Origin of the sequence: Cytobacillus sp. BC1816 (assembly GCF_051353635.1) — a bacterium.
Lineage (GTDB): Bacteria > Bacillota > Bacilli > Bacillales > Cytobacillaceae > Cytobacillus > Cytobacillus oceanisediminis_C.
Map to the genome: position 1 here is coordinate 3,733,980 of NZ_CP195611.1, position 25,771 is coordinate 3,759,750.

General features: G+C 40.8%; 26 protein-coding genes and 1 riboswitch. Of the genes, 8 read left to right on the forward strand and 18 right to left on the reverse strand.

All coding sequences use genetic code 11. From position 1 onward, the window contains the following. Window positions 1–73: 73 nt before the first annotated feature. Together pulA and ACR42H_RS18985 are read right to left on the reverse strand one after the other, a co-directional pair. Entirely contained in the window at window positions 74–2,995 is a 2,922-nt protein-coding gene (pulA, locus tag ACR42H_RS18980; RefSeq protein WP_436372572.1) for a type I pullulanase, read from the reverse strand. Window positions 2,996–3,558: 563 nt separating this feature from the next. After that, window positions 3,559–3,849, reverse strand: a complete 291-nt coding sequence (locus ACR42H_RS18985) for a hypothetical protein (RefSeq protein ID WP_113884634.1) — start codon at window positions 3,847–3,849, stop codon at window positions 3,559–3,561. A gap of 317 nt (window positions 3,850–4,166) precedes the next feature. Here ACR42H_RS18985 and cspD point away from each other — a divergent pair, with 317 nt between their 5' ends. Beyond that, window positions 4,167–4,367 carry a cold-shock protein CspD gene (gene cspD / locus ACR42H_RS18990; protein WP_009332654.1) on the forward strand — a complete coding sequence of 67 codons (201 nt, stop codon included), beginning with the start codon at window positions 4,167–4,169 and terminating at the stop codon, window positions 4,365–4,367. A gap of 57 nt (window positions 4,368–4,424) precedes the next feature. On the opposite strand, the gene ACR42H_RS18995 is transcribed toward cspD, so the two are convergent. Together ACR42H_RS18995 and ACR42H_RS19000 are read right to left on the reverse strand one after the other, a co-directional pair. Then, window positions 4,425–4,601, reverse strand: a complete 177-nt coding sequence (locus ACR42H_RS18995) for a zinc-finger domain-containing protein (protein WP_113884633.1) — start codon at window positions 4,599–4,601, stop codon at window positions 4,425–4,427. Window positions 4,602–4,626: 25 nt separating this feature from the next. Then, window positions 4,627–5,283, reverse strand: a complete 657-nt coding sequence (locus ACR42H_RS19000; protein WP_436372577.1) for a reverse transcriptase-like protein — start codon at window positions 5,281–5,283, stop codon at window positions 4,627–4,629. A gap of 186 nt (window positions 5,284–5,469) precedes the next feature. Between ACR42H_RS19000 and ACR42H_RS19005 the strand changes: the two genes are divergently transcribed. From ACR42H_RS19005 to ACR42H_RS19015, 3 genes are all read left to right on the forward strand, one after another. Next, window positions 5,470–6,147, forward strand: a complete 678-nt coding sequence (locus ACR42H_RS19005) for a queuosine precursor transporter (RefSeq protein ID WP_113884631.1) — start codon at window positions 5,470–5,472, stop codon at window positions 6,145–6,147. A gap of 249 nt (window positions 6,148–6,396) precedes the next feature. Next, entirely contained in the window at window positions 6,397–6,798 is a 402-nt protein-coding gene (locus ACR42H_RS19010) for a reverse transcriptase-like protein (protein ID WP_113884630.1), read from the forward strand. Between the two features lie 4 nt (window positions 6,799–6,802). After that, the gene (locus ACR42H_RS19015; protein ID WP_436372581.1) at window positions 6,803–7,720 is read left to right on the forward strand and encodes a DMT family transporter; all 918 of its coding nucleotides are present in this window, start codon (window positions 6,803–6,805) and stop codon (window positions 7,718–7,720) included. 39 nt (window positions 7,721–7,759) lie between these two features. On the opposite strand, the gene ACR42H_RS19020 is transcribed toward ACR42H_RS19015, so the two are convergent. Together ACR42H_RS19020 and ACR42H_RS19025 are read right to left on the reverse strand one after the other, a co-directional pair. After that, on the reverse strand, window positions 7,760–8,023 hold the full coding sequence (locus ACR42H_RS19020; RefSeq protein WP_436372583.1) for a DUF6123 family protein: 264 nt from the start codon (window positions 8,021–8,023) through the stop codon (window positions 7,760–7,762). A gap of 117 nt (window positions 8,024–8,140) precedes the next feature. Beyond that, window positions 8,141–8,602 (reverse strand): divergent PAP2 family protein, encoded by a 462-nt coding sequence (locus tag ACR42H_RS19025; protein ID WP_113884627.1) that lies wholly within the window; start codon window positions 8,600–8,602, stop codon window positions 8,141–8,143. A gap of 222 nt (window positions 8,603–8,824) precedes the next feature. Here ACR42H_RS19025 and sspL point away from each other — a divergent pair, with 222 nt between their 5' ends. Next, window positions 8,825–8,962: a small, acid-soluble spore protein L gene (gene sspL, locus ACR42H_RS19030; RefSeq protein WP_436372586.1), complete on the forward strand. Its 138-nt coding sequence runs from the start codon at window positions 8,825–8,827 to the stop codon at window positions 8,960–8,962. An 845-nt stretch (window positions 8,963–9,807) separates the two neighbouring features. On the opposite strand, the gene ACR42H_RS19035 is transcribed toward sspL, so the two are convergent. From ACR42H_RS19035 to ACR42H_RS19085, 11 genes are all read right to left on the reverse strand, one after another. Continuing rightward, entirely contained in the window at window positions 9,808–10,698 is an 891-nt protein-coding gene (locus ACR42H_RS19035) for a 5'-3' exonuclease (protein ID WP_113884625.1), read from the reverse strand. A gap of 79 nt (window positions 10,699–10,777) precedes the next feature. Continuing rightward, complete coding sequence (locus ACR42H_RS19040) at window positions 10,778–11,380, reverse strand: hypothetical protein (protein WP_436372588.1); 603 nt, start codon at window positions 11,378–11,380, stop codon at window positions 10,778–10,780. Window positions 11,381–11,471: 91 nt separating this feature from the next. Then, a complete protein-coding gene (locus ACR42H_RS19045; RefSeq protein ID WP_113884623.1) occupies window positions 11,472–12,308 on the reverse strand; it encodes a sulfurtransferase in 837 nt (278 codons plus the stop codon). Further along, entirely contained in the window at window positions 12,305–12,496 is a 192-nt protein-coding gene (locus tag ACR42H_RS19050; RefSeq protein WP_113884622.1) for a hypothetical protein, read from the reverse strand. Before ACR42H_RS19050 ends, ACR42H_RS19045 begins: the two co-directional genes overlap by 4 nt. A 28-nt stretch (window positions 12,497–12,524) precedes the next feature. Next, window positions 12,525–13,274, reverse strand: coding sequence for a nucleotidyltransferase domain-containing protein (locus ACR42H_RS19055; RefSeq protein WP_436372591.1), 750 nt, complete (start codon window positions 13,272–13,274; stop codon window positions 12,525–12,527). 28 nt (window positions 13,275–13,302) lie between these two features. Beyond that, a complete protein-coding gene (locus tag ACR42H_RS19060; protein ID WP_436372593.1) occupies window positions 13,303–16,965 on the reverse strand; it encodes a dynamin family protein in 3,663 nt (1,220 codons plus the stop codon). A 512-nt stretch (window positions 16,966–17,477) separates the two neighbouring features. Then, complete coding sequence (locus ACR42H_RS19065) at window positions 17,478–18,041, reverse strand: isoprenylcysteine carboxyl methyltransferase family protein (RefSeq protein ID WP_113884619.1); 564 nt, start codon at window positions 18,039–18,041, stop codon at window positions 17,478–17,480. 4 nt (window positions 18,042–18,045) lie between these two features. After that, window positions 18,046–19,128: a type III polyketide synthase gene (locus ACR42H_RS19070; protein WP_436372595.1), complete on the reverse strand. Its 1,083-nt coding sequence runs from the start codon at window positions 19,126–19,128 to the stop codon at window positions 18,046–18,048. Window positions 19,129–19,361: 233 nt separating this feature from the next. Then, window positions 19,362–19,508: a hypothetical protein gene (locus tag ACR42H_RS19075; RefSeq protein WP_436372597.1), complete on the reverse strand. Its 147-nt coding sequence runs from the start codon at window positions 19,506–19,508 to the stop codon at window positions 19,362–19,364. Window positions 19,509–19,613: 105 nt separating this feature from the next. Next, window positions 19,614–20,924 carry a nucleobase:cation symporter-2 family protein gene (locus ACR42H_RS19080; protein WP_113884617.1) on the reverse strand — a complete coding sequence of 437 codons (1,311 nt, stop codon included), beginning with the start codon at window positions 20,922–20,924 and terminating at the stop codon, window positions 19,614–19,616. After that, window positions 20,921–21,523 (reverse strand): xanthine phosphoribosyltransferase, encoded by a 603-nt coding sequence (locus tag ACR42H_RS19085; RefSeq protein WP_436372599.1) that lies wholly within the window; start codon window positions 21,521–21,523, stop codon window positions 20,921–20,923. The genes ACR42H_RS19080 and ACR42H_RS19085 overlap by 4 nt, the downstream gene beginning before the upstream one ends. Window positions 21,524–21,677: 154 nt before the next feature. After that, a riboswitch (purine riboswitch) is annotated at window positions 21,678–21,779 on the reverse strand. A 359-nt stretch (window positions 21,780–22,138) separates the two neighbouring features. Here ACR42H_RS19085 and ACR42H_RS19090 point away from each other — a divergent pair. The 3 genes from ACR42H_RS19090 to ACR42H_RS19100 are packed head-to-tail and all read left to right on the forward strand — an operon-like array spanning window position 22,139 to window position 24,441. Further along, on the forward strand, window positions 22,139–22,288 hold the full coding sequence (locus ACR42H_RS19090) for a cytochrome c oxidase subunit 2A (protein WP_113884615.1): 150 nt from the start codon (window positions 22,139–22,141) through the stop codon (window positions 22,286–22,288). A gap of 21 nt (window positions 22,289–22,309) precedes the next feature. Beyond that, window positions 22,310–22,786 carry a cytochrome c oxidase subunit II gene (locus tag ACR42H_RS19095; protein WP_436372601.1) on the forward strand — a complete coding sequence of 159 codons (477 nt, stop codon included), beginning with the start codon at window positions 22,310–22,312 and terminating at the stop codon, window positions 22,784–22,786. Next, window positions 22,786–24,441: a b(o/a)3-type cytochrome-c oxidase subunit 1 gene (locus ACR42H_RS19100; protein ID WP_436372603.1), complete on the forward strand. Its 1,656-nt coding sequence runs from the start codon at window positions 22,786–22,788 to the stop codon at window positions 24,439–24,441. The genes ACR42H_RS19095 and ACR42H_RS19100 overlap by 1 nt, the downstream gene beginning before the upstream one ends. A 387-nt stretch (window positions 24,442–24,828) precedes the next feature. Here ACR42H_RS19100 and ACR42H_RS19105 read toward each other — a convergent pair whose 3' ends face one another. Beyond that, window positions 24,829–25,749, reverse strand: a complete 921-nt coding sequence (locus ACR42H_RS19105) for a DMT family transporter (RefSeq protein ID WP_113884611.1) — start codon at window positions 25,747–25,749, stop codon at window positions 24,829–24,831. Window positions 25,750–25,771 lie beyond the last annotated feature (22 nt).

The window sequence follows — 25,771 nt, forward strand, 5'->3', positions numbered from 1 at the left end:
GAAATTTTTAAAACAATCGTGTTCCGCAAGCAAAACAAAAGAAGAACCCCCTGACAGGATTCTCCTCCGTTACTTATCTTTTAAGAATAAAGCTTGTTTGGGCGGGTACTTCAATTGTTTTTGACTGATATATCTTTAGGGTTCTTATCCCTGCCTGTTTTCCGTCTGCAAGCAAATGCCAAGGTCCCCTGGCTGGAAGGGTTATTTTTGCTGATTCTGTATTTGCATTATGGATTACAACAATCTCTTTCGCTCTATCTTTTAGGCCTTTTGCATCCAGTCTATAAGCCACCGTATTATCTGGGGCATTCATAAATTCAAGCTTTGATTGAATATCCTCAGCTGTTGTCATTCTAAACGATTTATAATGCTTTCTGAGCTTAATCAGACCTTTAAAATAGTCTACTTCCCCGCTGAATTCAGTTCGGCGGTTCCAGTCTAACTGATTTACACTGTCAGGGGATTTATAGCTGTTGTGATCCCCGTATTTTGTCCGCATGAATTCCTGGCCTGCGTGAACAAAACTGATTCCTTGGGATGTGAGTATAAGGGAAGAAGCCAATTTATGCATTTTTTTTCTTGCTTCCTCCGTTGCATCTGGATTGGTCAGTTCAAGCTTATCCCAAAGAGTGTGGTTATCATGTGCCTCGGCATATGTAACCGCCTGTTCAGGATCTTTGTATGTGGCCATTGTGCCCGGATAATCCAATCCTGCTGCAATTCCTTGCTGAACAAAGTTTTCCATGCCTTGTTTGCCATTTACAAAACCTTTATCCAGTTCATCAAACACACTGCCTTTTAAACCATCCCGGATGCCATCGTTGAAATGGCCAATGCCAGGCATATCTTCTGCATTTTTCTGATTGGCCTTTCTTTCAGCTGCCAGTGGTGTGTTTAAATCCCATCCCTCCCCAATGATAATGATAGCAGGATCAATTTTATCCAATGCCTTTCTTACTTTATTCATTGTTTCAGTGTCATGAATGCCCATCAGATCAAAGCGGAATCCATCAAGATTATATTCCTCAGCCCAATATGCAACAGAGTCGACAATAAATTTCTGCATCATTTTTCTTTCCGAAGCTGTATCATTGCCGACTCCTGTGCCATTGGCAAGTGTTCCATCTTCGTTATAGCGGAAATAGTAGCCTGGAACAAGCTTATGGAAACTGGATTCATTTACTGCAAACACATGATTATACACAACATCCATTACAACCCGCAGCTGCTCATTATGGTATTCCTGAATCATTGTCTTCAATTCTGTAATTCTTGCAGCTGGATCATAAGGATCAGTAGAATACGAGCCTTCCGGCACATTATAGTTTTTAGGATCATAGCCCCAGTTATATTGTGGTTCGTCCAGTTTTGTTTCGTCAACTGTCCGGTAGTCATAAATCGGAAGGAACTGAACATGTGTGACTCCAAGATCTTTTATATGATTTAAACCTGTTTTTTCACCTTTTGAATTTAAAGTGCTTTTCTCAGCAGCCCCAATGAACTTCCCCTTATGCTTAATGCCGCTGTCCTCATGAATCGAAAGGTCCCGTATATGAACTTCATAAATGATGGAGTCCTCTGGATTCTTTAACTTCGGCTTCTGTTTATTCCACTTTTCAGGGTCGGTTGAATCCAGATCCATCACAACGCCCCTGTCGCCATTCACTGTTACAGCCCGTACATAGGGATCAGTCGCTTCTGTCCATTTCCCTCCGATTTTAACTTTATAATTGTAAATCAGCCCATTTTGATTACCTTTTAGAACAGTTGTCCAGGTTCCTTTTTCACCTCTTTTAAGCGGAAGTTCTTCAGCGGTCTGATCATCCCAGCTGTCATAAAGCACTATCGATGCTTCACTTGCTGTAGGGGCCCAGAGTCTGAAGGAGGTTTGATTTTTCGTATACTGGTTTCCCAGCCTCCCATCATAATAGAAAGCATCATCAAATTCCTTTGATCTGATAATATTCCCAATCTTCACCTCTGCCTCTCCGAATGAAACTGCAGAGATTTTATATGATTGCCTGAAATCCAGTTTATCTTCAGTTATCACTCTTACTTTATTTATAAAATCCTTTTCCTCGTCCCCGTCATAAGGAACAACTTCTTTAATATCTGCATTGTCAATTTCAATTATGGATTCCCAATCCCTCCACTGGAAAGGAAAATTGGTTTCGAGCGTAATCTGATTAAAAGTATCCATAGAAGCATTCACTATTTTTGGATCTTTTTCAATATAGGCTGGATTGTAATAAATTCTTTCTGTTCCCTGAACAATCCATACTTCTGCATTCCCATTTTCATCGAACCTTGTAATAAAGCGATCACCAAATTCCTTGCCGGCCCAATCATTTCCTTCCGTGCTCTTCCTGACTATGAATCCGGCCTTTTTCATACTTTCCGGATTTTCAAGCTCAAATTCAGCAACTTTCCCAAAATCATCTTCTGCTGTAAAATCAACTCTTTTTCCATCCTTGCCTTCTGGCCAAGTCCATAAATTCCAGCCTTCATAATTACCGTCATATCGAAAGTAGTGGAGTTTTACCTTCACCCTTTCAAATGCCGGAAAGTCCCTGTATTCACCATCAGGCGGTGATATATATGTATGTTCATCGCCAGCTTTCACCCATACTTCATCATTGCCGCTCTGTACATTGATGAATCGGTCTCCCCCATCCTTCTCCCAGCTGTCAGTGCGGACAATGAAGCCAACTTCATCATGGATTCCCGGGAGTACAACCTCTGCAGTAAGTCCAAATTCATCTTCACCAGTGAATTCAAAAGCCTGCCCTTCGCCATCTTTAGGCCATACCCATAAATTCCAATCCTTCGTATTGCCCTCTGCAGGCTGATAATGGATAGTGACCGCTGTAGTCTGATCGATCCTTGTTGTCGTTTTTTCGGCCGATGCAATCGTTTGCATAAATGGGGATAAAAAATTGGATGCCGCCAATATTATGGCAGCGGCCAGAAAAATATACTGTTTATACCGTTTCAACCTAAGTCCTCCTTCGTAAATTATTTAAAGATTCCTGCAATTATATATTAATCCATAAAGGAAAGCGTTTGCATAAGGCGGAAGACCCTGTGAATTTTTACCTATCATACCTGCTTGCAATAAGAAAAGCGCAAGGGCCTTGCCCTCAAAGGAAGCAGACTAATATGCCACGTCCTCCCAAAAGCTGCCGCTTTCGGTCGTGCGATGTTAATGCTGATCAAGCCTTCCTTGTCCTGTGGGCCTCAAGCATAAGACGGTCGCACAGAAAACCTTTTTGGGAGGGTTGCCCCCAATGTGGAGGCGACTTCACAGGGACGACAAGTATAAGACGAGCCCTGCAATATGGTGTACACTTTCCTTCTTGCAGGGATTGGCTAGTATTTCTTCCCTAGGAGCCGCAGCTAGACAGGCTTGTGACCTCGAGGTGGCAGGCCTTATAAGCTAACGCTATTAAGTCGTGCGTTGATAAAGCTGTCGTGGCATTCCTTGTGGAGCTTTACAGTTATCAATGTTCATAATTTTATACTTTTTTATCCTTCAAAAAAAAAATCGGCTTTTGCCGATCATTCTTTAAGATAGCGCTTTATTGTAAGGTTTTTTTGGATGTACCATTTATTTTCTGTGACAATGTTAGAGACCGTCAAAATCATGGATGGAATTTTCTCAACATTAAATACAATGATGCCTAATTGGTCATTCATAATAAGAAATGACTCTCCATGTGAGTATAGAGGGAGGTCCTTGCCAAGCTGCAGGATCGAGCTGATGATGGCCTGCTTCTCTTCTGCTTCTATTTGGATGTTGGGTGAAAACCTCAAGATCCAATCTTGATTCTCAATGGAAAACCGATACATTTTCCTCACCCTTTGGCAACAAGATAATTAATAATTAATATGAGAAAATCTATAATTTATGTTATCAATTCACTCGAAAACATTGTATTACGCCTTCAAATAAACAAAAGTTAAAATATTTAAAATATTTTATTGTTTTTTGTAAAAAAGCGTTTCAATTCCTTGACGGAAAGTGCCCATTCGTGTATATTATAATCATCATTTAACAGAATATATTTCCGTTATTAGATAAAAATATCTGCTCTATGTTTTGTTAGGTGGTAATATTCATCTAAGGCACAAGATGTGTCTTGACAGGCTTAGGAGGAAAAGTAAACATGCAAAACGGTAAAGTAAAATGGTTCAACAATGAAAAAGGTTTCGGTTTCATCGAAGTTGAAGGCGGAGACGATGTATTCGTTCACTTCACTGCTATCCAAGGTGAAGGTTTCAAATCTTTAGAAGAAGGCCAGGAAGTTTCTTTTGAAATCGTTGAAGGAAACCGCGGACCTCAAGCTGCAAACGTTGTAAAACTATAATTCAAATATAACGATAAAAAGGCTGGCACCTGCCAGCCTTTTATTTTTGTCCTGAATTTATGAAAGCTTGCTGCCGATTGATTTAATTTTCTCACCTACAGTGCACTCTGTAATGCAAAATCGATGGGCATATCTGCGCCCTCTTTCCTCTTTATGATGCTTATGAAGGAAGCAGTCTTTGCAGTAACTGATCATCAGCTCCTCCACTTCATTAATAATTTCCTTTCTGCTCAAACGATTCACGCCTCCTTATACCCGATTATATGATCTGCATTTTGCTGTTAATAAACTTCCCCTGCAGTGCCTGGCCTGCCAATTTATCTGCTTCTTTATTTTCATTGCGCGGAATGGGTTTATATCTTGGAAGAATGCCAAGCTTTTTAATTTTTTCTTCAATTCGGTCAAGCCAGCGGTTTAAATTTTCTTCATAACATGGCCATTCACCTTCAAGCTGTTTCAATACTACCTGGGAATCACCTTTGAATTCACAGGTCATATGATGAACGCCCATTTCTTCGAGCAGGTTGAGAGTGTAATAAATGGCCGCATATTCTGCCTCATTATTATTATCCATCTCATCAAAGAGCTCATTTGCCCGAACACGATACTTTTTTTTGCCCTGTTTAAAATATATTACCGCTCCGAGCCCTGCCTGACTGGTTTCTATATTAAATCCCCCATCAAAAAATACGGTAATATCGTGGGGATCCTCTTCAACTTCCATTAGAAGTTTTCTCATTTCCTTTGTGCTCCATGAAGTGCCAGCTTCATCATAGTAAATTACTTCTTTGCCCTTCCCTGATTTTTCAATATCTTCACCAGCCTGCATGGCCGATTCACCGTCAATCCAGTCTGAAGAAAATAATATATCCTCATTACCTTTAAGTTTATATTTCCATTCCAATTTATATTTCATCAAGGTCAGCCTTTCTGTACTTTATTAGCTGGTCATCATTATTAGAACTGTTTGCAATAGTTGAACTTATTATACTTTACTTAGTTTATTACTAACTGAGTATATTTCAAGGTATAATGGTCAATGACAATTTTATATCTCCTGCGGTTCGCAAACTCCCGCATTAACAAAACTAGGAGGAATATGATGTTTAATGAATGGTTTGGATTGCTCTTTGCAATTATTAATTTCACATTAGTATTGGCTATGTACCGCATGTTCGGAAAGACTGGTTTATTCGTGTGGATTGGCTTCTCCACTGTCATGGCCAATCTTCAAGTCGTAAAAACCATTGAAATGTTCGGCCTGACGGCTACTTTAGGAAACGCTATGTACGGTACCGCTTTTCTCGTTACGGATATCCTAAATGAAAAGTACGGAAAAGAAGAAGCAAAAAAAGCTGTATGGCTTGGTTTCTTTACTCTTCTCTCCATGACTCTCATCATGCAGATGGTCCTATTATTTAAACCGCATGAAACAGATTTTGCACAGGAGCCCCTCAGCACTCTTTTTTCGATTCTTCCGCGGATTGCTGCCGGAAGCCTCGCTGCCTATTTAGTCAGCCAATTTACCGATGTTTATATCTTTACCTATTTAAAAAAGAAATTCCCAAAAGATGGCCATTTTTGGATCAGAAATAATGGCAGCACCATGATCAGCCAGCTATTGGATACCCTTGTTTTTACAAGCATTGCTTTCCTCGGTGTATTTCCAATGGAAGAATGGATTCAGATATTCATCACGACTTATTTGCTGAAATTTATAGTAGCTATACTTGATACCCCGTTTGGCTATATCGCTAAACGTTTTCCAGTAAAAGATTAGGATGCCGTTTTGGTATCCTTTTCTGCTTTATCACAGTCTAACGGGCAGTAAGTCCTCCCAATTCAAGACTCAGAGGTATCAATGGAGGATAAGTGGGGATCCAACTGCCCGAAAAGGCCCGATTGGTTCAACTAACAATTAGTGGGGGAAAGCGCCCCCACTGATTGAAGTTTCACTTTATCGAATATTTTTATGATAAACTACACTTAGTTTACCCTATTATGCGGTTAAAAACAGGAGGCAGTTTAATTGATTGAAGTATATATCGATGGAGCAAGTGCCGGAAACCCGGGTCCCAGCGGTGCAGGCATATTCATTAAAAATAATGGCCAAGTTGAACGCTATTCCATTCCTTTAGGGAATATGGAAAATCACGAAGCCGAATACCGTGCATTTATTCATGCTCTGGAAATATGTATAGAAAAGGGATACAAAACAGTTTCCTTTCGAACGGATTCACAGCTGGTTAACCGGGCCGTTGAAAAGGAATTCGTTAAAAATAAAAAGTTTGCTCCCTTGCTTGAAAATGCTTTGGAGCTTACAAGTCAATTTGATTTGTTTTTTATGAAATGGGTGCCCAGCTCGGAAAACAAAGGCGCTGATGAATTAGCCAGAGCTGCCATTCGCAAAAATAGAACGAAAGGTCAATGAGATAATGAATAGATCGGTTATATTTGCAGATGTAAGCCTTTTGCTGGTAGCCTTTGTATGGGGAACCACCTTTGTGCTTGTCCAAAACGCCATCGCTTTTCTTGAGCCATTTTCTTTTAATGGCGTACGCTTTTTCATGGCCGCTTTCTTACTGGGAGGCTGGCTTGTTATTTTTGAAAGAGAACAGTTAAAGAAAATTAACAAAAAGCTTTTGATTTCTGGAGTTATTTTGGGCCTGTTTCTATTTTTAGGATATGCTCTCCAGACAATCGGACTGCTTTATACAACTTCTTCAAAAGCTGGCTTTATTACGGGGTTAAGTGTAGTAATGGTCCCGGTCCTATCTTTTATGCTTTTAAAAATTAAGCCGGGATTCAATGCTATTATAGGTGTATCAATTGCAACAGCGGGATTGTACTTTCTTACAATGACCGATAAAGTCTCGCTGAATATCGGTGATGCATATGTATTAATCTGTGCAGTCGGTTTTGCCCTTCATATTATTTTCACAGGGAAATACAGCAGCAAATATCCGGCCCTGCTATTAACGATTATTCAAGTAGGTACCGTGGCATTACTATCAGGCATTTTTGCGTTTTTTACAGAAAATTGGCAGCATGCATTTGAAACTGGGGTATTATTTAAGACCAATGTGGTGACTGCTCTTATTGTAACTTCACTATTTGCGACCGCGCTCGCATTTTTTGCACAGACGGCTTTTCAAAAATACACAACACCAACAAGAGTGGCCCTCATATTTGCCATGGAACCTGTGTTTGCAGCTGCTGCAGGATTTATGTGGGCGAATGAGAGACTTTCCTTTAGTGCTCTGACTGGCTGTCTGCTTATTTTTGCAGGTATGATCTTTGCAGAAATACCTGCTAAGAAAACATTGTCGATCTTTAGGAAAAAAACAGCTTAATAATTAGAAAAAGGCGTGTTCTCTAAAAAGACACGCCTTTTAAATGATTTCTTTTTCTTTTACAAATTTTATTGCTTCCCGCCTGCTGGTAATATTCTTTGAAACCAATGTTTCAAGCAATGATACGTAAAAACTGCCGTCAAATGATTTCTGAGCTTTTAATGTGAGTTCTATTGCTGCATTGGCAAGCTCGTCAGAAGCATTGGTATAATTTTTGCCAAAGTAAATGAAGCCAATCGCGTCTTCCCGAAATTGAAAACCTTTACTTTGCAAAAAGTGCAAATACTCTTCAACTGTCTTCATTTCACTTACCCTCTTCCCCTGCTCCCTCCTGCGTTCTCCTAAATCTTACCTGATTTTTCGACAATTATCTACCTTTTTCTGCATGAAACAGGGGAGTTGTAAGCTCAATTACATCAATTATTTCTTCTTAGTTAGAAGGTAGCCAATTGTTCCGGTTAATACACCGAGGATAGCTCCGCCCAGTACTTCAGCAGGCTGGTGGCCGAGCATTTCCTTCAGCTTCTTTGGGCCTTCCTCCTCAAACTTTACTGTCTCATCTTTGTGAATTTTATCTACCAGCTCCCCAAGGCTGTTTACCTTTAGGGTAAGCTCACCGGTCTGGCGCCTAATTCCCTGAGCATCATACATAACAATCAGGCCATAGACCAGCGATAGTGCAAAGTCGACCGTCGGTACTCCGCGCTTTAAAGCTATAAAAGTAGTTAAAGACGAAACACCTGCCGAATGAGAACTCGGCATACCCCCTGTCTGGAAAAACAAATCCGGACGAAGTTCTCCCTTTTTCACATAATGGATGGGGATTTTCAGGCCCTGTGCCAGCCCTATACTTAAAAGAGCGATATAAACTCCCTTATTCATAACAACTCACCTCTTCTTTATTGTGAAGTATGCAGACTCTTATTATTCCTCCTTCAAATGCCAATTAGGCTTGTCTAAATGGAGTAATTAAACCCAAAACAGAAGTAAAATTCACCGCATCAGTTGCTAAATTGTACCCTCGATGGACATGATTAAAACCCAAAGACTTTAACAATAATAAGGTTATCAACGGAGAAATTGCTGACTGGGGAGGTGAATCACATGAGCAAAAATGGACATACAAGCAGAGGAAAAAAAGCACCTGGCGTAAACCCTCAAGGATACGGGCAGGATGCTGAATTTTCAGAAGAGCCTAAAAGCAAACTGGAGAATGCAGCGAAGAAGAAGAATACTAAATAAATTGGATGCCGCCTATAGGGCGGCTTTAATGATTTGTTTAGGGGAAAGCTCGGGATGCTTCATTTCACTTCGGTTATGCGTGCATAAACCTTCTGGGCTTGGGTTTTTCTTATTTGCGCTTGCATACTTTCCTTTTCTGTGCGGTATGACGAGGATATGCGCGGGTTTTTCTTCGGTTTTGCGCGGGTTTTTCTTGCTCGTGCGCGCAGTCTTTCCTTTTCAGCGGGGGATTGGCGAAGATATGCGCGGGGTTTCTTCGGTTTTGCGTGAGTGTTCTTTGTGTGCGCGGGTTTCTCTTGTTCGTGCGCGCAGTCTTTCCTTTTCTGCGCGGGATTGGCGAGGATGTGCGTGGGTTTTCTTCGGTTTTGCGTGAGTGTTCTTTGTGTGCGCGGGTTTCTCTTGTTCGTGCGCGCAGTCTTTCCTTTTCTGCGCGGGATTGGCGAGGATGTGCGCGGGTTTTCTTCGGTTTTGCGCGCGTGTTCTTTGTGTGCGCGGGTTTCTCTTGTTCGTGCGCGCAGTCTTTCCTTTTCTGCGCGGGATTGGCGAGGATGTGCGCGGGTTTTCTTCGGTTTTGCGCGCGTGTTCCGTGTGTGTGCGATTTGATTTCTCTTGTTTGTGTGCTCATTCTTTCTGCGCGGGATTGACGAGGATGTGCGCGCTTGTTCCTTGTGCGCGCGGGTTTCTCTCTCTTATGCACGCAGGGATTGTATATGGTCGCACCAAAACTTTTTTCGTGCGGCTTTCTCGTTTTATGCGCTCAGTCTTTTTTTTCACCCGCGGGTCAGACGGGGTTGTTTAATCATGAAAACAATAAAAAAACCCCAGGCAGCCGCCTGGAGCTTCTATTATGCATATTCCTTTTTAAAATCAAGAAATCTGTGAAGGCCGCGGAATTCAATTTCAGTGAATTTCTCCATGACCTTTTCACGGTTCATTGTGAATTGCGCCAGGTCTAGAGGGCATTCAACAGGTACATCGCATTTTATTTCAGCGAGCTGTCTGCTCAAGTGCAGCATTTCAAGATCCTGTTCGATTTTAGTACGCTGTCCTTTTGTGAGCTGTTCCAGGTTTTTTAATACACCTTCAATATGCTCAAATTGCTGCAGGAGCTTAAGAGCTGTTTTTTCGCCAATCCCTTTTACTCCAGGATAATTATCACTTGTATCCCCCATGAAGGCTTTCAAATCAATCATCTGCTTTGGTGTTATTCCCTTTTCTTCATAAAAGGTTTCTGTCGTATGCACAAGATAATTGCCGTAGCCTTTTTGCAGCAAAATAACAGAAATATTGTCATCCAGAAGCTGCAGAATATCCTGATCGCCAGTAAGGATCAGGACTTCCGCTTCCTGGCTTGCTTTTCTTGCAATGGTGCCAATGCAGTCATCAGCTTCATATCCTTCAAGGCCAATATTTGGAACATCAAAAGCTTCAACGACTTCTTTTACCAGATCGAATTGAGGCACAAGTTCAATCGGAGCTTCAGGACGATTTGCTTTATAAGCATCAAACATTTCCGTACGGAAGGTTTTGCTTCCCATATCCCAGCATACGGCAACATGTGTCGGGTTAAAGGAAGAAACAGCCGTTAAGAAGTGTTTTACAAATCCGTAAACTCCATTTGTAGGTATTCCTTTTGAATTTATCATAAATTGACCGGACATTGCTGTTGCAAAATACGCCCTGAACAGCAGAGCCATTCCGTCAACCAGCAGCAGTGAGGGTTTATTCTCGTTCATTTTTTCGCCTCCTGATTATAATCATAACTACTATTATAACATGGGAAACTCTCCGTTTCTCTTGAAAAGATTTACAGCCTTATTCTGTTTCCCTTATTAATTCAACTCCATGTTCTTCCAGTTCATAGTAAGTAGCGATTCGCGCATTACGGATATTAGTATTTAATGGATACGCATATGTACTTCCATCTTTAAAGGTGAAGATTAATTCACCATCAGACATAACACCCATTTTGTTTATGACTGTTTGCCTGGCTTGTTTGATTTCCGGCCAATCATAATGCTTCTCCTTCAAACTGAATAATGTATTAAAATGGACTCCATTCTTATCAATATAGTGGTAATAATCAAAACTGAGAATCACTGTTGCCAGTGAAAAAAAGAAACATGCTCCTGTAATAAACTTCGCAATCCTGCCGAATTTTTCAGCACTGTGCAGCCAAACTCCAGCTAAGATAAAAATCCCCATCGATGCCAGCGCTATGCTAAATGTAACATAAGCATCTTTAGGAGCTTCAAAAACCCAGGTCCCTTCAGGTCTGTAAAATTGTGCCTGAAATGGCGAAAGTAAAAATATAGGAATAAAAATTGCTGACAATATTAGAATGATTGCAGTCGTTACCAATATTTGTTTTGTATCAGTTCTTTGTTTTTTTGTTATCGTGTAGCCCGAAGTATTCATTTAACCCCTCCATTTTCAAAATCTATCAAACCTTTTAAATTATATAATAATTTAAACAGTAAAAAAATCCCTTTTTTGAAAAGGGATTTCTCTATTTTTCGACAGTTTCTATTTTATTCCCGTCATAAGAGATCCAATCACTGAAGCTTCCAGCATATAATTTAACATTAGGGAAGCCAGCTTCCTTTAATGCCAGGAAATTAGGTGCTGCTGTTACCCCAGATCCACAGTAAACAATTACAGGTTTATTCTTATCGATGTCTGCAAACCGTTTTTCCTGTTCCTCTGCTTCTTTAAATCTGCCGTTTTTATACGCCTCAAGCCAAACTCTATTGATTGCTCCCGGGATATGGCCGGCTTTTTTATCAATTGGCTCCTCCAGTCCCAGGTATCTCTTTGCCTCTCTCGAATCAATTATTACAGCAGTATCCTGATGATCTGTAAATTCTTTAACTTCTTCGTATGAAGCAAGGATGTCAGGCTGCAGTTCGATTTTAAATTCAGCTGGCCCGAAGCTTTGAACCTTATTATTCAAAGGATAGCCGCTTTCAGCCCATTCTTTATATCCGCCGTTCAATACATAAACTTTTTCATGTCCCAAATACCTGAGCAGCCACCAGAACCTTGCAGCAAAAGCCCCTTCTCCTCCATCATAGGCAATTACTGTGGTATCTCTGCTGATACCAGCTTTCTTAAGTACTTCACTAAATTGAGAGGGATCTGGAAGCGGGTGCCTGCCCCCATGTTCTCTCACAGGGCCTGACAGATCCTTCTCTAAATCAAAATACACGGCATTGGGAATATGGCTGAGATTAAATAAGCTGCGCCCTTCTTCCGGTGACCCAAGTTTAAAACGGCAGTCGGCAATTCGGATATTGGGATCATCCAGTTTGGTTAATACCCATTCCTTTTCTACTTGATACTTCATTTAAGGTTCTCCCCTTTTCTCTTTTCCATCAGGCGTTTTATATGTTCCTTTGGTGTCCAGCAGTTAAATTGATAGTCAGGTTTTGTTTCATAGCCCAGTCTGCTGCAAAAATAAACCATTCCTTCTTTACGCCTCTCAGGCTGGAAGTTTACGCAGGTTGCACATGCATGAAAAGAATTTTTTCCCATAGCTCTCCCTTTTCTTCTCAGAATGATTTTAAACTTTCAGCAGTTCCCAAAGCCATTCATTCAGTCCGGATACTTTACCTTTTCCTTTAGGCATTGATTCACCGGCTGTATAAAGGACTTCCCTTTCTGACTCCAGTGTCTCAGCTATTTGTTTTGCTGAATGCTCCTGAATAAGATCCCCGCTTTGTTTTGCATGAGCCAGGGCCTGATAAAAGCGGGCAATTTCATCCTCTTCCTTTAAGCAAAAGAGACCTGTATACAAAAAGTCTCCGTTTATACTGCTTTGCTGAAGCAGCTGCCTTGAAATGAGGCAGGCTCTTACCGCTTGAATTAGCAGCTTCTGTTTCTTAATTGTAATTCCCTCTTTTTTAGCCGCTTCCCCAAGATTGCGGGAAAATAGCTGGGTGTAATGCTGGAATAACTTATATCGTGAGAACTCTTTTTCTGCGATACTCCTTAGCCTATTTGAAAAGCCATCCTTATCCTTGTAGATAATGGGTGAGTATGCCCATTCGAAAATACTTGGATTGGATTTTTGCATAAGGTCAAATGCTTTAAAAATATCCCAGCCATGAACATCATAAGGGGTATCTGCATCAATAACCTCTTTTGCACGTTCAAGGGAAAGATATGCTTTCAGATCCTTATGTTTAAAGATAAAGCGGATATCATAATCTGATTCCGCATCATCTGTCCCCCAGGCCCTGCTTCCTGCTTCACATGCAAAAAGGATGTCAATATTGTATTTTTCTTCAGCAGCGGAAAGCCATTTTTCCATAAGAAAAGCAGCAACCTTTCAATACCTATTATTCGTACTGTGCAATGTTCCTCTCAATCTCTTTCAGCTCTTCAATTGGGAAATCATCTTTTAAAGCAGCCGTAATTCCTTCATAATATTCATTATTCTGTTCATTCAATGAATTGAGCAGCCGCTCAAATTCAGCCTTCAGCAGGCTGCTGTAATGGAATTTTAGCCTGGTGCTTTCGGCTTGCAGGTAACGGTCTGCAGGCTCCTGCAGGTTCCTCTCCAGTTCATCCGCTAAATGCTTGCGTTCATTCTTTTCAAAAAACGTTTTTGGATTTTTGAAGTAGGATAGAGCATTTTTAAATTGATTCGGGTCTGCATTGGAAAAGGCTGAATCAAATTCAATACTTTCCATTTTTAGCGGCTCATATGAGCTAAAAGACAAATCACTATTCACATTGGCAGCTCTTTTCGAAATAGCCTCCTGCTGCTGACCGATCAGCTTGGATATATAGGATTCAAGCCTTAGCGTTGTTGCACGAAGCTCCTGGGCAAAATCAAATCCAAAGCTGGCAAGGAATTCTTCAAGAGCAATTTTAAGCATTTTCTTTAAATTCCGGCCATCATCCTTCAGGACTGAAGGGTTGAAAGCCTCCTTGACAAAGTCAAAGAAACGCAGAAATACTCTTTGCTTGATGTAAAAGACAAGCTCATCCGTTTCCTGTTCAAGCCTTTGGGACAGCAGTTCGGATTTTTGTCCACGGATAATCTCAGCAACCATTTGATGCTCTTCCTCAAGCTGTTTCAGCTTTTCAAACCTGACCTCTTTATTTTCCTGTGAGGAAGAAATGTAAGACCTCAGCTGGGCTAATAGGCGCCTCCACTCTGTTTCTGCTGATGAAATGGAAATATTTAGCAGTTCTTGATTTATAAAGGAGTAAAAGCTTTTTTCAAATGAGCTGATATTGGAAACTTCCTCTTTGCTGTTATCCAGCTTCTCAGCCAGAGCCTGAAGGCTTGAAATGCCAGACAGATGCGGCCGGCGGATTCCGTATTGCACCAGCTGCTCTTCAACGTACTCTAATACCGAATCCTTTTCTTCTTCATTGTTGGCAAGGTCAATGGCATTGACGATAAAGAACATTTTATCAAGGGAGAAGGTATCCTTGACCCTTCCAAGCTGAATAAGAAACTCTCTATCGGCTTTCGAAAAGGCGTGATTATAATAAGTGACAAAAAGGATTGCATCCGAATTTTTTATATATTCAAATGCGACCCCGGTATGCCTTGCATTAATCGAATCTGCCCCAGGTGTGTCAACCAGGGTAATTCCCTGCCTTGTCAGTTCACAATCAAAGTAAACCTCTATCGTCTCAACGAAGCATGATTTTTCCTCATTGGCAACATAATCCCGAAACTCTTCCAAATCAGCTTTTATGACTTTCCCAAGCTGATCTGTGAAGAAATCAAAACCTCTCATAAATGCTTTAAGAAATGCAAAGTGTGTCTTCTCATTCGCATCGAAATCCTGGTTTTCCCCAGTGATCTTCTTAATCGCTGCAGCAGCATCGCTGAAGTTTCCTGCAGAATAATCAAAGACCTTCAATGAATGATTGATATCATTTAAGAGAGTCTGTGAATCCTTTACTTTTACAAGAACGGTTCCATGCACATTTTCTGCCGTAACAGGTTTAATTTTGTTGATTGCAGCTGTCGTCGGATTTGGTGAAACCGGAAGCAGTTTATTCCCGATTAAAGCATTGGCAAAAGAGGACTTCCCTGCACTGAATGCACCAAAAAGGGCAACTGTGAATTCTTTGCTCTCAAGCCTTGAAGCTTTATCTGCCAAATCAGCTGCAAGCTTTCTGAAACCTGGGATATCTTTTACTTCATTAGCGGTGAATTGAAGCTTTTGAATAACAGGCTGAACGGAAACCGCAGGAACAGTTTCCCCTGTCTGCTCTTCCTCAGCAGATTTTTCAGGTTTCTTGATCACCTTTTCCTTCTCAATTTTATCTTCATGCAGGAAAACAACTTCAGCTTCATCGGCATCTTCCGCTGCAAGCATTTTGGCTTGCTCCTGAAACTCATCATAAGCAAAGTTACCTGTCAGATAGACTTTCATCTCGGCAGATGCCTTAATTAATTTTTCACTGAGAGCTTTAATTGCATTAAAGGCTTCAGCATAGGCAGTAAGCTTGCGAATTTCATTTTCCAATACCGTTTGATCCTGGCTGTTATTTTCTTCAAGCGCTTCCAGAAGTGCATCTTTCAGGAAAGCTGCGTTCTTTTTGGCAATTCTCTTTACAGCCTCTGCGGTATCGTTCGTATACTGAAGTACATAATCTCCTGAAACCATGGCGCCGGGCTTTACTGTTTCGGCTAAAACGGCTGGTTCAAAGGAAAGCTTGAAGCTCTGAACTTGTGCCAGAATTTCTGAGTCATGGATATTATGCTGCTTGAACTGCTGTAAAAACAGCTCTTTTATATGCCATTCCAGCTGAGACTTAACCTTTTCGGAAAAATCCTGATAAAAGCGGTCAAGTCGCACGGACCTTTCCTGCTCCGTTTTCTGCTTGCTGAAAAATAGGCCAATTTTAAACGAAGGCTGGCACGACTCAAGATAAGATTCAGCCAGTTCCCTCGTCTGGAAAGGCATTAAATAAGCGTTTTTTAAAATCTCATCAATCTTTCCGGTTAACTCAATATCTGCTTCATGTATGGAAGACTTTAGCTTACTCAACTGCTTCTCTAACTCTTGCAGCCTGTTTCCGAGCTGATCCCGTTCATCCTGATTTAAATCAGCCAGTTTTTCTTCCCATTTATCTTTTTCAGCTGCATGTGCGTCTCCTAAAAAGGCCAGATGATCCTCTGTTAATTTCTTTAAAGAGTTAAAAACAGATTGTGGCAGAAGCTCTTCACGGTTATCAATGCTGCTGTTTATAAAATCCTGAAGTGCCTTAAAATCGTTTGCCTGGTGATTTTCGTCTTTTAAGGTGGTGTAAAAAATCCGCGCAGGCTTTACTCCCCAGGATGCAAATGATTCCTTTACGCTTTCTTTAAATTGTTCAAAGCTGAGCTCTTCATCCCGATGTTTATCAATTTGATTGATAACAAGATAAACTTCTTTTCCTGCAGCCGCCAGTTCTTTTGTAAAAAGAAAATTTAATTCCGACTGGACATGATTATAATCCATAACATAAAAAATGAGGTCAGCCAAATGAAGAGCAGACTCCGTAGCAATTCTATGCGCATCATCTGTAGAATCGATTCCAGGTGTATCCATAATTACTGCCTTCCTGGGCAAACTGGTGGCGGAATGACTTATTTCAATGGAATGAATTGAATCGCCATCCTTGCAATAGGATTTTACCTGTCCGTAATCATAAGGAGCAGGATAAAGCCTTGGCTTTCCTTCCTTAAAAATTACTTTTGCATAATCTTCCTCACCTGATTTGACTTTTACCAGGTTGGCACTTGTTGGAATCGGCGAGGATGGAAGAAGGTCCTCTCCTGCAAGCTTGTTAATCATGCTCGATTTCCCAGCAGAAAAATGTCCGCAAAAAGCAATGGCAAATTCCTGGTCTCTTAGCTTAATTAAGAGATCTTTAGCTCTTTTAGCTGTCTGGCTATCCCCATTTCTCTGGGCGAATGTATATATAGCAGTTATTCTGTTCATTAATTCAGTTTGCTGCAATCCTGGTTGCAAAATCGTGTCAGCCATTTCCAATAATCCCCTTGTAACTTTAATTTACTTCCTATTTTAAATGATTTTCGTTTATTTTCCTATATAAGATGGTTTATTCTTTGATTTTTCTAATATTTCTCAAAGGAAATTAATCTATTTAGGTTTTAGCTTACTAATATTTTATGATTAATTTATTAGTTCTCACCTCAATTTTTTTAATTCATAATATTTCCCGCAGTTACAATCAGCTCAGTGCATAAATATTTTTAGCCTCTAAGAAACAATCCTTCTTTAAACAGTCGTTAATAAAACAAAAACCAGGCATCCCGCGCCTGGTTTCAAAAATGACTATTATCTTGTATGTGGTTTAGCTACGTTATTTAATACATGTTTCATAACAAGCGAGTAGGCAGCAATTGTACCTGCAACAAATAGAATTGTCATATGTAGCAACACCTTCCTGTTGGAATGATATTGAGAATAATTTTCAAATTCAATTAGAAGTTTATCACGAACGATAATCATTTTCAATAGGGATATAAATATTGTCAAACTTTTTTAATATCTCTATTCAGACCAGGTCTTATTCGTAAAAAAGCTTCTTCGTATTCTGTCAATTCTTTCAGTGCTTTTTCTTCGGCTGGTATCCTGACCGAAAGTACCATTATGTTTAGCAGGGTATATACAGCGGCTGTGATGTAAGCCTGAAACATTAAAGGTATCACGAGAAATTCAGCAGCTACAATTACATAATTAGGATGCTTTATAAAGCGGTATGGCCCCCTTCTGACGACCTTGGCCCCCGGCAAGACAATAATTTTGGTATTCCAGTATTTCCCTAAAGAGAACAGTGCCCATACTCTTCCTGTCTGGGTAAGAATGAAAAGAATCAGAAGAATGGGCCAAATAGGGGACGGGCCTTTTTCAAAGATGGATACTTCAAGCAGATAGCAAATAAAAAAGGAAGCGTGAACTGCAACGATCCAGGGATAGTGCCGCTGGCCAAATTCCAGTGCGCCCCGGCCTTTCATCCACTTTTCATTATTTCGAGCTATAGCAAGCTCTGCTGCCCTCTGCAAAATAATGATGGAAATAAATAGTTTGAACAGCATATTTTCACTCCCATTCCAGCAGCAGTAATTCGGAGCTAAATCCAGGGCCGAGGGCTGTTGCAAGCCCGGTATCTCCCTTTCTGCCGATCTCCATAAACCTTTTCAGCACGTAAAGAATGGTTGCTGATGACATATTCCCGAACTCCTTTAATACATCAAGTGAAATTTTTGTCATATCAGGATCGAATTGCAATGCTTTCTGATAAGCATCAATGACTTTTTTCCCGCCAGGATGGGCAACAAAATGGCTTATTTTTTCCATTTCCATGCCCTTTCCCCTTAGAAATTCCGTTACATTCGGCTTCAGCCAGCCCTCTATTATGGATGGTATATCCTTTGAGAAAACCACATATAAACCCTCATTCTTCACTTCCCATCCCATTACATCCAATGAATTGCGCATCGTTGTTGATTGGGTTCCCAAAATTCTTGGAATGGATGACACCTTTTGAAAATCCCTTTGGACTTCATCACCCGTTATCAGCGCACATGCTGCACCGTCAGCAAAAAGTGAGGTCCCGATAAGATTGCTCTTTGACCTGTCATTGCGCTGAAAGGTCAAACTGCATAATTCTATGGTTAAAACCAGTACTTTAGCTTCTGGGAAAGCCAGGCAATATTCATAGGCTCTTGAAAGGCCTGATGCGCCGCCTGCACAACCCAGTCCCCACATCGGTATTCGCTTCGTATGTTCAGAAAATGGAAGATTATTCATGATTCTTGCTTCAAGGCTCGGTGTGGCGATTCCTGAGCTTGAGATAGTAAAGATGGCATCGATTTCTTCGTATTGGAGATTCTTGCTCAGGAAAATGTCATTCTCCAGACAGCATTTTATTGCCTTTGTTCCCAGTTCAATAGCCTGTTCAATGTAAGCATTGTTTCGATCTTCAAATGATTTATCTGTTTTAAACCATTCAAGTCCCTTTGCGAAGTGGCGCTTTTCAATTTGGCCGTTGTGGAAAGCTTTCAATAGGCGTTCAATATCCTTAAAGGACTCTGAGAATAAATCTCTGGCAAAATCCATTACCTGATCCTGTGTCAGAACATGTTCAGGTATTGCTTCTGCAACTGATACAATTGCTGGCATACATGACTCTCCTCCGCTTGCTTTCTTTTATTTTTTCCAAAAAAAAGCAATTTATGTTTCAAAATTGGATAATCAAGCAAAAAAAAAGCTTCCCCCATTAGGAGGAAGCAATGTGTTTTGAAGGAGTTGTTGTGCCTCTTTATTATAAAGGAATAGCTAAATGAATAGCATTACTAAATCTTTTCCAATTAGCTCTAGGGCCCTTTTAAAAAAAGGGCTGGCCCATGGCATAGTTATTCTGATGCATCCAATCCAATATTGGTTTTGTGATGCTTTTGTACTTCTATAAATATTTTTTTCGTAACCAGGATACCGCAAGCAGTACAAACCTCTTCTTCATTATATAAAAGCCGGCAGTTATCACAATAATATTTCTCCATCACATTCCACTCTCTTTCTTGCGAGAAACAATCGCTTCGGAAATGTAAAATACCGATAGAATATTATATTGATTGCCTGAATTATTGTGATTGCCGCAAGAAGAATTATGAAGCCTTCTGCTCCGCAAAAGATGCAGGATGTACTGCTTTTTTTCCTTTAGCAACATTAAATACGATATTTAAAAGAATTGCCGTCACACTGCCAGCCACTATACCGTTATCAGTCAGGATGCGTACACTGGAAGGCATTTGCGCGAATAGTTCAGGAACCGCTGTTACTCCCAATCCCATCCCGACAGAGCAGGCAATGATTAATAAATTTTCCTGAGATGAGAACTCTACTTTGCTGAGCATTTTTATTCCATAGGCGACTACCATACCGAACATGGCTACCATTGCGCCTCCTAAAACGGGAGTTGGAATAATGGTTGTCAATGCACCGATTTTCGGAACCAGCCCAAGCAGTACAAGAAAAGCTCCTGCTGTATAAATGACATTTTTTGTTTTAACACCAGACATCTGAAGAAGTCCGACGTTTTGCGAATATGTTGTATATGGAAAAGCATTAAAAACAGCACCAAGGATGATTGCAATTCCTTCGGCACGATAACCATTTGACAGATCTTTTTCTTCCAATTTTTCTTCACAGATGTCACCAAGGGCAAAATATACGCCTGTAGATTCAACTAAACTGACCATTGCTACGAGAATCATAGTAAGGATCGCTGTCACCTCAAATGTCGGCATGCCAAAATAGAAAGGGGATGGCATATGAAACCAGGAAGCTTCCCCAACAGCAGAGAAATCTACCATGCCCATGAAAAACGCCGTAATGGTGCCGGCAGCCAGCCCCAGCAAAATGGCAATCGCTCGAACAAAGCCTTTAAAGAATCGGAATAGTACTATGATGAACAGCAAAGTTCCAAAAGCCAATGCTATGTTCGTCAGGGAACCAAAGTCAGGGCTTCCCTCACCTCCAGCCATATTATTCATTGCAACAGGAATTAACGTAATCCCTATAATGGTAACTACAGATCCTGTTACAACAGGCGGAAAAAATTTAACTAGTTTTCCAAAATACTTTGAAACAGCTACAACGAAAATACCAGAAACCAGAATAGACCCATAGATAGCAGGTATTCCATACTGACCTCCGATCGCAATCATCGGTCCAACGGCCGTAAATGTGCAGCCCAGAACAACAGGAAGGCCAATCCCAAAAAATTTGCTGCGCCATACTTGAAGAAGTGTTGCAATTCCGCACATGAATATATCTATGGAAACTAGATAAGTAAGCTGTTCACCTGTTAAGCCAAGTGCACCTCCTACAATCAACGGTACAATTACCGCACCTGCATACATGGCAAGGACATGCTGAATTCCCAAAGATGCAATTTTAAGCGGATTCTGATTCATCGTATCAATTCCTCCATATTCTTTGCTGTTTTATCAAAGCTGATGGTGCCTTTTTCAAGTGAGTCAATAATAGCTAAGGACTCGACCCGGAATCCCCTTTCCCTTAACAGCTGACCGCCATTTTGAAAGCCTTTTTCGATAACGATTCCAATCCCTGCAATTCCTGATCCCGCTTTTTTTGCTATATCTGCAAGACCTAGTGCAGCCTGTCCATTCGCGAGAAAATCATCTATTATAAGAATATTATCTTTTTCTGATAGATATTTCTTTGAAACAGAGATTTCACTAGTTTCTTCCTTAGTAAAAGAATAGACAGAGGCTGTAATCAGATCATTTACCAGAGTGAGAGATTTTCTTTTTCTCGCAAACACAACTGGGACATTCAGATGGAGCCCCGCCATTACAGCTGGCGCAATCCCCGAAGATTCCAGAGTCAATATTTTTGTAATTCCGCTGCTGGAGAATCTATCTGCAAATTCTTTGCCGACTTCATGCATTAGCTGAGGATCTATTTGGTGGTTCAAAAAAGAATCCACTTTTAAAACTGTCGGTGATAAAACAACCCCTTCGCTCTTTATTTTTTCTATAAGCATATCCATTTTGCATCCTCCTCTATGATAGATAGCCTTCAATTACTCATTCCAGCCATATAAAAAGCCTGAAGCCCATCGCATTCACAACATAAAAATGAGTGAAGCAATGGCCTTCAGGCTAATGAACTAAGCTGCAGGCAAACAAGGATGACTAAAAACGTCCTGTACATTGCTCACTCATAGTCGGATCATTTACGGTAACCCGGTAGAAACTTGCGAGCCATATCCTCGCGATTATATGAGTGAATGTTATTAATTTATTAACATTATAACATCATTTACTAATACTTCAATCAAAACTTTAACTAAATACGAACTAAACAATATATTATCAGAAAATTGTTCGCTAATCTGATAATTCACCCTCTTCCGTATGTTTCATGCAAATAATTAGCCTTTCTTCTGAGGCTCAATTAAACCTTCACAGTTTTTTCACAATTTACAGGAGTTTTTTGTGACATAAATCACTTAAATATCAATTTTTCACTATTATCATAGTGTTTAAGTTACGAATGAACAATTTGTGAACTCACTGAAAGCATCTAGAATCTTCCTAAATGTTTTGTATTATGAAAGTGTAATCATTTACTTTTTCCAAATATTCGAAAGGAGTGAAGGACAATGGCGAAAACGGAACTCAGCCGAAAAACAAAAACTGAAATAGAGGATAGCTCTTCCTTAAAGGGAACGCTAGCTTCCGTTTTCTTATTAGGATTCTTCCTGATCATTACATGGGTAGGTGTTTATTCATTATTTATCAGCCGCTTTTAGAGTTAGAAAGGGGAAATAGCCATGCATATGCATAAATTTGAAAAGGCCTGGCTCACTTTTGGAATCGGATCGCTGCTTGTTTTTTTAACAGTCTTGGGAGTCAGCGCATTTTACCTGGGCAATCAGCCCCCAAGCTGTTTGGCAACAATCGACCCTGAAAAGGTCGATACTACCGCTCCATTTAATGAGCCGGGACTGAAAAAAGTAGAAGGGAAAGATTGGGATTACGAATTGGTATACGTAGCATCTGCGTTTTCCTATAGCCCAGCTGAAGTGGAGGTTCCATATGGTGCTAAAGTGAAAATTATCACAACAACCAAAGACGTTGTCCACGGTTTCGAAGTTGCAGGATCAAATATTAACATGATGCTTGAACCCGGATATATCAGTGAACATGTTACAACATTTGATAAAACAGGCGAATACTTAATTGTATGTAATGAATATTGCGGTGTTGGTCACCACATGATGTCGTCTAAAATTAAGGTGGTGGAATAATGTTTAATCCTTCAGCAAAATTAAAAGTTGACCGCCGTGACGGAAAATTGGCAATGGCTCACTTTTTCGTAGCATTTACAGCTTTAGCAATAGGCGGCCTTGCTGGTTTATTGCAGACTTTGGTCCGCTCCGGTAAATTTGAGCTTCCAGCAGGCATCGGGTATTACCAAATTCTCACGGTTCACGGTGTTGTACTGGGACTTGTACTAACTACCTTTTTTATAATGGGCTTCCAAATAGCAGCAACAAGCAAAACATCAGGAACCCTTACCAATAAACAGCGAATTGCCGGCTGGACCGGTTTTTGGCTGATGACAGCAGGAACTGTTCTTGCAGCTGTCATGATCCTGTTGAATGAAGCTACTGTTCTTTATACTTTCTATGCCCCTCTTCAGGCACATGCATTGTACTATATTGGTTTAACACTTGTTATAGTGGGAAGCTGGATTGACGGGGCAGCCATCATTATGAAGTATGCAGAATGGAGAAGAAAAAATCCGGGGCAGCCAAGTCCGCTATTAACCTTTATGTCATTGGTCAACACGATGATGTGGATTGTGGCAACAATTGGTGTAGCGTCTACTGTTCTTTTCCAGCTTCTTCCTTGGTCATTGGGGTTTGTAGAAACAGTAAATATCGGAGTCAGCCGTACTCTATTCTGGTATTTCGGACATCCGCTTGTTTACTTTTGGCTATTGCCCGCTTACATGGCCTGGTACGTTGTAATTCCTAAAGTCATCGGCGGAAAGATTTTTTCTGATTCATTGGCACGAATGTCTTTCATTTTATTCCTGCTGTTCTCAATCCCTGTCGGATTTCACCATCAATTAATGGAGCCGGGAATTGACCCAGCATGGAAATTCTTACAGGTTATCCTAACATTCCTGGTGGTCATTCCATCTCTTATGACTGCATTTTCTCTTTTTGCCACTTTTGAAAGCTTTGGACGTTCCAAAGGAGCCACAGGATTATTCGGCTGGGTAAAAAAACTGCCTTGGGGAGATGCGCGATTTACTGTTCCTTTCATCGGGATGGTTGCCTTTATCCCAGCGGGTGCAGGCGGTATCGTTAATGCGTCCCACCAGATGAACCAGGTTGTTCATAATACGATTTGGGTAACCGGCCACTTTCACTTAACAGTGGCAACATCTGTAGTACTTACATTCTTTGGAGTTTCTTACTGGCTGATCCCTCATCTTACAGGAAGAACATTAACAAAAGCGATGAATAAATTAGGGATCATCCAAGCAGTTATCTGGGCAATCGGAATGACATTCATGTCTGGTGCCATGCATGCTGCCGGTCTTCTGGGAGCTCCGCGCCGTTCATCATACTCTGAATATGGCGGAGCAGCACAAGCAGCAGAATGGATTCCATACCAGGTTGCACAGGCAATCGGCGGTACTATCCTATTTATAGGCATCATCTTAATGCTTTATATCTTCATAAACCTTGCCTTTTTCGCACCAAAGGGAGAGCAGGAATTCCCTGTCGGAGAAGCTGCTGATGAAGCCGAAAAAGCTCCAATGGTATTTGAAAATTGGAAGCTTTGGCTTGGAATTACGGTTGTTCTTATTCTATTTGCCTACACCATTCCATTTATAGATTTAATTCAAAATGCACCTCCCGGGGCTAAAGGATATAAGCTTTGGTAGAAAGGAAAATCGGAAGCGCCTTGCCCATGAAGGAGCACAGACTGAGAACGCCACCTCCTGTGGCAACGTCTGCATGACCCACATCCTCCCAAAAGCTGTCGCTTTCGGTCGTGTGATGTTTATGCTAACGAAGCCTTCCTTGTCCTGTGGCCTCAAGCACAAGACGGGCCTTTCGGAAAGGCGTTCTTTGCCTTTTTGGGAGGCGATTGCCCAGGGACGACAAGCATAAGATGAGCCCTGCAAGAAGGTGCACTTTCCTTCTGGAAGATATCGCCTTATGTCTCGAGTCCCTGGGAGCCTCAACTAGTCAAGCTTGTGACCTCGAGGGGGTAGGCGCTGGACTTATTTTAAGAAAATAACACTCCGTTACGAGAAGGACGGAGTGTTTTAGTGTTCAAGCTTGCTTGAGTCATCAACCATTCCCGCATTTTTCCTTCTTGCAGGCAAATTCACAATAATTACCGAACTGAGTATCAGCAAAGCACCAGCAATCTGGACTGCACCGAGACTTTCCCCATAGAGTGTTACTCCCAGAAGCATGGCCACGACTGGTTCAACTGTAGCGATAACAGCCGCTTTACTTCCATCCGTTTTTTCTAGTCCCCATGTATATACAAAATAGGCGAGAACCGTAGGCACAAATCCAAGACCTATACTAAGAAGCAAAACCTCAGTGTTTAAAAAGATTTCAGCTTTTGTCCATAGTCTGGTTACCGGGATTAGAAATACCGATGCAATCAGGAATGTATAAAGCGTAACTGTAAACGGATGATATTTTCTTAATGCAAATTTTCCGAATACCGTATAAAGCGCATAGCCAAACCCAGAACCCAATCCCGTCAGAATTCCAAACAAAGTGATATCACTACTGCCTGCTGTTACTCCGGCAATTAGAATGCAGCCTAAAATTGTGCCTGCCACAGCTGCAATCTTTCCCAGATTTATTCCTTCCTTTAAAAACAAGTAAGATAATATAGTAACAAATGCTGGAGCTGTGTAAAGCAAAACGACAGCCATTGATATGCTGATTTGGTTCATTGCTGTGAAATAACAATAATTAAAAAAGACAATGCTTAGTATTCCGGTTCCGGCAAAAAGTCTGATGTCAGAGGCAGATTCCAATTTAAAGCAGTTCCGGAAACGCATAATTCCTATAAGGACAAGAAATATTGCTGCAAAGAAAACTCTCGCGGCCACAATTTCCATAGCCGTCAATCCATATTCTCCGAGCCCTTTAACAAATACAGCAATAATTCCCCATAGACTTGCTCCTAAAGCAATCATTATGAATGGAAGTATTTTCTTCATTATTTCTCTCCAAGAAGTAAGA

Bases quoted from the DNA above. Each gene is read 5' to 3' on its own strand.
- ACR42H_RS18985 (WP_113884634.1), bottom strand. From the start codon at position 3,849: ATGTATCGGTTTTCCATTGAGAATCAAGATTGGATCTTGAGGTTTTCA.
- cspD (WP_009332654.1), top strand. From the start codon at position 4,167: ATGCAAAACGGTAAAGTAAAATGGTTCAACAATGAAAAAGGTTTCGGT.
- ACR42H_RS19000 (WP_436372577.1), bottom strand. From the start codon at position 5,283: ATGAAATATAAATTGGAATGGAAATATAAACTTAAAGGTAATGAGGAT.
- ACR42H_RS19005 (WP_113884631.1), top strand. From the start codon at position 5,470: ATGTTTAATGAATGGTTTGGATTGCTCTTTGCAATTATTAATTTCACA.
- ACR42H_RS19015 (WP_436372581.1), top strand. From the start codon at position 6,803: ATGAATAGATCGGTTATATTTGCAGATGTAAGCCTTTTGCTGGTAGCC.
- ACR42H_RS19020 (WP_436372583.1), bottom strand. From the start codon at position 8,023: ATGAAGACAGTTGAAGAGTATTTGCACTTTTTGCAAAGTAAAGGTTTT.
- ACR42H_RS19025 (WP_113884627.1), bottom strand. From the start codon at position 8,602: ATGAATAAGGGAGTTTATATCGCTCTTTTAAGTATAGGGCTGGCACAG.
- sspL (WP_436372586.1), top strand. From the start codon at position 8,825: ATGAGCAAAAATGGACATACAAGCAGAGGAAAAAAAGCACCTGGCGTA.
- ACR42H_RS19035 (WP_113884625.1), bottom strand. From the start codon at position 10,698: ATGAACGAGAATAAACCCTCACTGCTGCTGGTTGACGGAATGGCTCTG.
- ACR42H_RS19040 (WP_436372588.1), bottom strand. From the start codon at position 11,380: ATGAATACTTCGGGCTACACGATAACAAAAAAACAAAGAACTGATACA.
- ACR42H_RS19045 (WP_113884623.1), bottom strand. From the start codon at position 12,308: ATGAAGTATCAAGTAGAAAAGGAATGGGTATTAACCAAACTGGATGAT.
- ACR42H_RS19050 (WP_113884622.1), bottom strand. From the start codon at position 12,496: ATGGGAAAAAATTCTTTTCATGCATGTGCAACCTGCGTAAACTTCCAG.
- ACR42H_RS19055 (WP_436372591.1), bottom strand. From the start codon at position 13,274: ATGGAAAAATGGCTTTCCGCTGCTGAAGAAAAATACAATATTGACATC.
- ACR42H_RS19060 (WP_436372593.1), bottom strand. From the start codon at position 16,965: ATGGCTGACACGATTTTGCAACCAGGATTGCAGCAAACTGAATTAATG.
- ACR42H_RS19065 (WP_113884619.1), bottom strand. From the start codon at position 18,041: ATGCTGTTCAAACTATTTATTTCCATCATTATTTTGCAGAGGGCAGCA.
- ACR42H_RS19070 (WP_436372595.1), bottom strand. From the start codon at position 19,128: ATGCCAGCAATTGTATCAGTTGCAGAAGCAATACCTGAACATGTTCTG.
- ACR42H_RS19075 (WP_436372597.1), bottom strand. From the start codon at position 19,508: ATGGAGAAATATTATTGTGATAACTGCCGGCTTTTATATAATGAAGAA.
- ACR42H_RS19080 (WP_113884617.1), bottom strand. From the start codon at position 20,924: ATGAATCAGAATCCGCTTAAAATTGCATCTTTGGGAATTCAGCATGTC.
- ACR42H_RS19085 (WP_436372599.1), bottom strand. From the start codon at position 21,523: ATGGATATGCTTATAGAAAAAATAAAGAGCGAAGGGGTTGTTTTATCA.
- ACR42H_RS19090 (WP_113884615.1), top strand. From the start codon at position 22,139: ATGGCGAAAACGGAACTCAGCCGAAAAACAAAAACTGAAATAGAGGAT.
- ACR42H_RS19095 (WP_436372601.1), top strand. From the start codon at position 22,310: ATGCATATGCATAAATTTGAAAAGGCCTGGCTCACTTTTGGAATCGGA.
- ACR42H_RS19100 (WP_436372603.1), top strand. From the start codon at position 22,786: ATGTTTAATCCTTCAGCAAAATTAAAAGTTGACCGCCGTGACGGAAAA.
- ACR42H_RS19105 (WP_113884611.1), bottom strand. From the start codon at position 25,749: ATGAAGAAAATACTTCCATTCATAATGATTGCTTTAGGAGCAAGTCTA.